This is a genomic window from Pseudomonas sp. NBRC 111130 (assembly GCF_001320485.1).
In the GTDB taxonomy this organism is placed as follows: domain Bacteria; phylum Pseudomonadota; class Gammaproteobacteria; order Pseudomonadales; family Pseudomonadaceae; genus Aquipseudomonas; species Aquipseudomonas vlassakiae.
The window spans coordinates 21,849-28,299 of sequence record NZ_BCBG01000101.1; the positions used below are offsets into that span (position 1 = coordinate 21,849).

Below are 6,451 nucleotides of genomic sequence, written 5' to 3' on the forward strand. Positions count from 1 at the left end.
GCTGGATCGCCACGGTGATGTCTGACGAATCGACGCCTTCCACCCAGCAACTGCAGGCACGTATCGACCAGGCCCAGGCCAACAGCAGGCTGCTGGGCGAACTGGTCGACCACAGTCAGGCCAACGTGTTCGCGGCTGATCGCAACCTTCGTCTGCTGGCGATCAACCGCACCGCGCAAGAGACCTTCAAGCGCCTGCGCGGCTTCGTGCCAAAGGTGGGCGACTATATCCCACAGTTCATTGCCAACCAGCCCGACATCGTCAAGTGGCTGGAGCCGGTATGGCCGCGCGTGCTGGCCGGCGAGGCGTTCACCGACATCATCGCCCTGGGCCCGCCCGACGCCCCGCGCCACTACGAGATCAGCTACAACGCCCTGCGCGACGCCCGGCAGCACATCCAGGGTGGTTACCTGTTCGCCTACGACATCAGCGCGCGCGTCGCCGAACAGGAGCGCGTGCGCAAGATCGAAGAAGCCCTGCGCCAATCGCAGAAAATGGAAGCCGTGGGCCAGCTGACTGGCGGCATTGCCCATGACTTCAACAACCTCCTCGGTGGCATCCTGGGTGCCTTGGAAATGGCCGAGCAACGCCAGGCTGAACAACGCTACCAGGACTCCGCCCGGCTACTGGGCCTCGCCCGGCAAAACGCTCAACGGGCAGCCTCGCTGGTTCAGCGGCTGCTGGCGTTTTCGCGCCAACAGACACTGATGCCGCAGGCGGTAGATGTGCAGCAGCTGGTGGCAGGCATGCATGAGCTGATCGCCAGCTCGCTGGACGCGCGCATCACCTTCATTGACCAGACCCTGAGCAACCAGTGGCTGGTGCGCATCGACCCGCACCAGCTGGAGAACGCATTGCTCAATCTGTGCATCAATGCCCGTGATGCCATGCCTCAGGGGGGCACGCTGCGCATTGCCAGCGAAAACACCTGGCTCGATGATCTGCAGGCACGCGCAGTGGACCTGCCCAGCGGCGCCTACCTGCATCTGAGTGTCTGCGACACCGGCATTGGCATGTCCGCCGACGTCCTGCAAAGAGCGTTCGAGCCCTTCTTTACCACCAAACCACTGGGCCACGGTTCCGGCCTTGGCTTGTCGATCGTGTATGGTTTCGTGCGCCAGTCCGGCGGCCAGTTGCGCATTGTCAGCGAACCGGAGCAAGGCGCCTGCATCCACCTCTACCTGCCCCGGGCCGGCGGCGACGATGCCGGGCAACCCAGCGCGCAGCCGCGGGCGCCGGAGCAGCAGGTTCACGCAGCGCCCCGTGTAGTTCTGCTGGTGGAGGACCAGGACATTCTGCGCCTGCTGATCAGCGAGATGCTCGAAGAACAGGGGCATGACGTCCACGCCTGCAGCGACGGCCGCCGCGCACTGGAAACCCTGGAAAAAGGCTTGCGCCCTGACCTGCTGATCACCGATATCGGCTTGCCGGGCGGCATCGATGGCTACCAGGTCGCGGCGGCCTGCCAGCAACTGCCTGGCGCCGTCGACGTCCTGTATATCACTGGCTACGCCAGCAATCGGGTCGATGTCAGCCCGGGCAAGCATTGCGCGGTCATGTACAAACCGTTCGCGCTGGCCACCCTCAACCAGCAAGTCGAGCAGTTGCTGAAAAACCGGGGGTTGCCCCCTTAGGCCGCTATGCGGCGGCCTTGCGGGCAGGTAAAGTCTGGCCACTCATTTGTGCCGGACGTCGCCATGCCCCAACGCGAGCTGCTCGCACTGCGTCAGGAAGTCGAAACCCTGCGCCAACGTAACGCACAGCTGGAATCACAGCTGCTGCAGCACCACGAACATCAGGACGCAAGTATCTATCGCTTCCTGTTCGACACCATGGATGAAGGTTTTTGCGTCATCGAATTCTTCGACGGCCCCCATGGCCCGCTCAGCGACTATGTGCATATCCTCGCCAACGCCGCCTACGCCAAGCATGCCGGCATCCCCAACGTCGTCGGGCAGAAGCTGCGCGAGATGGTGCCCGACGAGGCGGACGACTGGGTCGCCCGCTACGGTGCGGTATTGCGCACGGGCGAACCGCTGCAGTTCGAGCAGGAGCTGGTCGCCACCGGCCGTGTGCTGTCGGTGATCACCTTCCGTGTGGAGCCTGCCGAGCGCCGCCAGGTCGCGGTGCTGTTCACTGACGTCACCGAGCGACGCAAGGCCGAAGTGGCCCTGCAGCGGCTGAACGCCGAACTCGAACAGCGGGTCAGCGCAGCCTTGGCCGAACGCCGCCGGTTTGCCGAACTGGTCGAGGACAGCCTGCTCAACGTGCATGTGGTCGATACCCAGCTGCGCTGGCTGGCAGTCAACCGCCAGGCCAAACATGACTTCCACGCCTTGTATGGCCACACACCCGAAGTCGGCGAACACCTGCCAGCGGTGCTGGCCAGCCACCCGGCGGACCATGACCTGATCATGCCGATGTGGCGCCGGGCGCTGGCGGGGGAGCGGTTCACCGAGATCGGCAGGTTCGGGCCACGCCACTATGAACTGCGTTTCAACGCCCTGCGTGAGCATGACGGCGGCGTGCAAGGCGCTTATCTGTTTGCCTACGACATCACTGACCGGGTTGAGGAGCAGCGGCGCCTGGCCGAGGCCGAGCAGGCGCTGCGCCAGGCGCAGAAAATGGAGGCCGTGGGCCAGCTCAGCGGTGGCATCGCCCATGACTTCAACAACCTGCTCGGCGGCATCATCAATGCCCAGGAGCTGATGCAGCAGCGCCTGGGCCAGCAGCGTTACGCAGAACTTGAGCCATTGCTGGCGCTGTCCAGCGGCTCGGCGCAAAAAGCCTCGGCCCTGGTCCACCGGTTGCTGGCCTTCTCCCGCCAGCAGACCCTGCAACCGCGGTCGACCGACGTCGCGGCGCTGGTTCTTGGCATGGAAGAACTGGTTCGCCGCACCATCGGCCCATCCATTCGCTTGCACAGCCGCTTCCTGGCTCGGCCATGGCCAACCTTCATCGACCCGCCACAGCTGGAAAGCGCCCTGCTCAACCTGTGCATCAACGCACGTGACGCCATGCCGGGCGGCGGTACCATCGACATCCAGGGCGACAATCTCACGCTCGACGACGAGCAGGCCCGGGCGCTGGAACTGGCCGCCGGGGACTACGTAAGGATCAGTGTTGCCGACACCGGCTGCGGCATGACAGCAACCGTAGCGGCGCGCGCAATCGACCCGTTCTTCTCGACCAAACCCATGGGCCATGGGACGGGCCTGGGGCTGTCGATGACCTATGGCTTCGTGCGCCAGTCGGGCGGCCAGCTACGCCTGACTTCCTCGCCTGGCCAGGGCACACGGGTCGACCTGTACCTGCCGCGTCACCCTGAACAGCCTGTTGCTGCGGCCCGGCCGGCACAGCGCAAGACGCTGACAGGCAGCGATTCGGCTGGGCAACGCATCGTCCTGGTGGAAGACCAGGCGGCGCTGCGGCTGGTGGTCGGCGAAGTGCTGGAAGAACTGGGCTACCAGGTCGAAGCCTTCGCCAATGGCACTGCCGCGCTGGCGCATATGCAGCAGTGCGCGCAACCCGACCTGCTGCTGAGCGATATCGGCCTGCCCGACGGCCCCAATGGCCGCCAGGTGGCGGAGCGTTGCCGGCAACTGTATCCGGACCTCAAGGTGCTGTTCATCACCGGCTACGACGCGAGCGCGGCACTCAGCGATGGCCAGCTGCTGCAGGGCACCAGCGTGCTGACCAAACCCTTCGAGCTCGAAGCGCTGGCCGAACGGGTCCGTCAGTTGCTGGCGGGTGAGCTGCCCTGACGGGGAAGCGTTCAGCGCCCGCCGCCGAGGTCAATGAAGCTGCCGGTAGAATACGAGGCCTTTTCCGACAGCAACCAGAGGATCGCCTCGGCCACTTCTTCGGCCCGGCCGCCGCGGCCCATGGGCAGGCCGGGTTCGAGCTTGGTCACGCGGTCAGGGTCACCGGACAGGGCATGGAAACCGGTATGGATGTAGCCCGGTCGTACACCGTTGACCCGCACACCCTCGCCCGCCACTTCCTTGGCCAGGCCGATGGTGAAGGTATCCAGCGCGCCTTTGGAGGCGGCGTAGTCGACGTACTCGTTGGGTGAGCCCAGGCGCGCCGCGACCGAGGACACATTGACGATCGCCCCGCCCGCCCCCCCGTGGCGGCGGGCCATGCGCAGCAGGGCGTGCTTGGCACAGAGCATTGGGCCGACGACGTTGGTCTTCATCACCTTCAGCAGGCGGAACTCGGACATGGCCTCGACACGGCTTTGCTGGCCGATGGTGCCCGCGTTGTTGACCAAGGCAGTCACCGGGCCGAGTTCCTGGTCGACGCGGTGGAACAGCTGGATCACCTCGTCCTCGACGCTGGCGTCGGCGCGCACGGTGATGGCCTCGGCGCCGAGGGCGCGAACCTGGGCGAGGATACCCTCGGCGGCCTGGTCGTCGGCGTGGTAGTTGATGCAGATGCGATAGCCCTCGCGGGCGGCTTGCAGGGCGGTGGCGGCACCGATGCCACGGCTGGCACCCGTGATGACGATGACTTTGTGCATGGCGGTTGACGGATCGATAAGGGACGAAGGCCCGACAATAGGTGAAATAACCTGACAATGGAATGACCGTCACGTCTTGACAATTTTTGACCCGCCCTCCGCGGGCCGGTTATGCCAAAAGTTGTGATACCTTGCGCCGCTTGTTTCGCCAAGGAATATGACGTCGATGGATTTGACGAGCATTTTTACACCCCGGCACCGCCGTTTGATCAAGTTCACCAGCCCGGTCCAGGGCGATCAGGCGCTGTTGCTGGAGCACTTCAGTGCTGGTGACCTTTCTGGCTGGTGATATCGACCGCCCCGTGGTCACCTCGGTGCTGTACAACGCCGACCACACGCCGCCGCGTTTCAGCAAAGCCGCGGGCCTGCCAGGCAACCGTGCGCTCTCCGGCATTCAGACCCAGGAGCACAAAGGCCGGGGTTTCAACGAGCTGTTATTCGATGACACACCGGGCGCCTTGCGTGCCCGTGTCGGTACCACGCACCATGCCACGGCACTCAACCTGGGCAAGCTTACCGAGCCACGTATTGACGGCCAGGCCAAGGCCCGTGGCAATGGTGCCGAATTGCGCACCGACGCCGCGATTGCCCTGCGCGCCGCCCAAGGCCTGTTGCTGACCACCTATGCACGCCAGGACGCCACCGGTTCGCAGCTGGACCGCGAAGAACTGCTCAAGCTGCTGGCCGACTGTGGCGAGCTGTTCAAAAGCCTCGGGCAAACGGCCGCCGCACGAGGCGGCGCAGCGGTGGACAGCGAGGGCATCGACACCTTGAGCCAGGCGCTGAAACAGTGGCCAGCGCCCGACAGCGACAGCCCTGGCGAACCCGTCATGGCCGTTGCGGCTGAAGCAGGTATTGCCAGTGCTACACCACGCTCGCAACTGCACTATGCCGGCGCGAATCATGACACCACCGCCCAGGACCATCTGCAGTTGACCAGCGGCGCCGCCATGCGCCTGCAAGCCGGCAAAGGCATCAGTGCGTTCGCACAGGATGAAGGCATCAGCGCGATCGCCAATCGCGGCAAAGTGCTGGTCCAGGCCCAGGAAGACGACATCGCCGTCAATGCCCAAAAGAACCTGCACCTGTCGGCCGCCGAAGGCGAGGTAGTCATCACCGCACCCACCATTCGCCTGGTGGCCGATGACGGCAGTTACATCAAGATCGGCGGCGGTGTCGAAATCGGCAGCCAGGGCAAGGTGATCGTCCATGCCAGCGAGCATGACTGGGTCGGCCCCAAGGCCGACAGCGCCCAGGTGCCGGCATTTGCCCGCGATCCGGCGGCGCAACGCCTGGCCTTCCACTACCCCGGGTACGCCGACGACAGCGTGCGCATGGCCGTTGATCACGCCTACCAGATCAGGCTCGAAGACGGCAGACCGGCATGGTACTCCGCGACTTTAAACCCGTCATGGCCTGGGGCGTTGCCGTTATTGTCGGCTCGCTGCAGCTGATCTTTGGCAATGCCTTGGCAAGTGAGAAGGCAGCGTTTGCGAACTATCGAAACCAGATAGAGGCCCAAAACGGTGCTGAAGCAGGGCGTGATTCACGCTGATGAAACACCTGTGCAAATGGTTGCGCCGGGCGAGAAGAAAACCCATCGAGCCTATGTCTGAGCCTGCAGCACGACGCCGTTTTCGGCGCTCAGGACGGTGGTCTACGACTTCACAAGCCGTACTGGCGAACACGCGCGCAACTTCCAGGAAACTTACGCAGGGTGAGTCGAGCGGGCTTTTGCTCTTGCTCTTGCTCTTGCTCTTGCTCTTGCTCTTGCTCTTGCTCTTGCTCTTGCTCTTGCTCTTGCTTTTGCTCTTGCTCTTGCTTTTGCTTTTGCTCTTGCTTTTGCTCTTGCTTTAGCTCTTGCTTTTGCTCTGCTTCTAAGCGCGCGGTAGTTCAGCAAACGCCGAATGCGACTTCAGGAGGCCGAGT

Annotated in this window: 3 protein-coding genes and 2 pseudogenes; 4 read left to right on the plus strand and 1 reads right to left on the minus strand. The window is 64.1% G+C overall.

The window, feature by feature from the left end; genetic code table 11:
* The first annotated feature begins 17 nt into the window (after positions 1-17).
* A complete protein-coding gene (locus tag APH33_RS23495) occupies positions 18-1,634 on the plus strand; it encodes a PAS domain-containing sensor histidine kinase (RefSeq protein WP_054887441.1) in 1,617 nt (538 codons plus the stop codon).
* Positions 1,635-1,697: 63 nt separating this feature from the next.
* Positions 1,698-3,764, plus strand: a complete 2,067-nt coding sequence (locus APH33_RS23500) for a PAS domain-containing sensor histidine kinase (RefSeq protein ID WP_054887442.1) — start codon at positions 1,698-1,700, stop codon at positions 3,762-3,764.
* Between the two features lie 11 nt (positions 3,765-3,775).
* On the opposite strand, the gene APH33_RS23505 is transcribed toward APH33_RS23500, so the two are convergent.
* Complete coding sequence (locus APH33_RS23505; RefSeq protein ID WP_054887443.1) at positions 3,776-4,522, minus strand: SDR family oxidoreductase; 747 nt, start codon at positions 4,520-4,522, stop codon at positions 3,776-3,778.
* Between the two features lie 263 nt (positions 4,523-4,785).
* Here APH33_RS23505 and APH33_RS23510 point away from each other — a divergent pair.
* Positions 4,786-5,898: pseudogene (locus APH33_RS23510) on the plus strand (DUF2345 domain-containing protein); the annotation flags it as partial.
* 144 nt (positions 5,899-6,042) lie between these two features.
* Positions 6,043-6,240 (plus strand): annotated as a pseudogene (locus tag APH33_RS26970) (transposase); the annotation flags it as partial.
* Between the last annotated feature and the right edge of the window lie 211 nt (positions 6,241-6,451).

Bases quoted from the DNA above. Each gene is read 5' to 3' on its own strand.
- APH33_RS23500 (WP_054887442.1), top strand. From the start codon at position 1,698: ATGCCCCAACGCGAGCTGCTCGCACTGCGTCAGGAAGTCGAAACCCTG.
- APH33_RS23495 (WP_054887441.1), top strand. From the start codon at position 18: ATGTCTGACGAATCGACGCCTTCCACCCAGCAACTGCAGGCACGTATC.
- APH33_RS23505 (WP_054887443.1), bottom strand. From the start codon at position 4,522: ATGCACAAAGTCATCGTCATCACGGGTGCCAGCCGTGGCATCGGTGCC.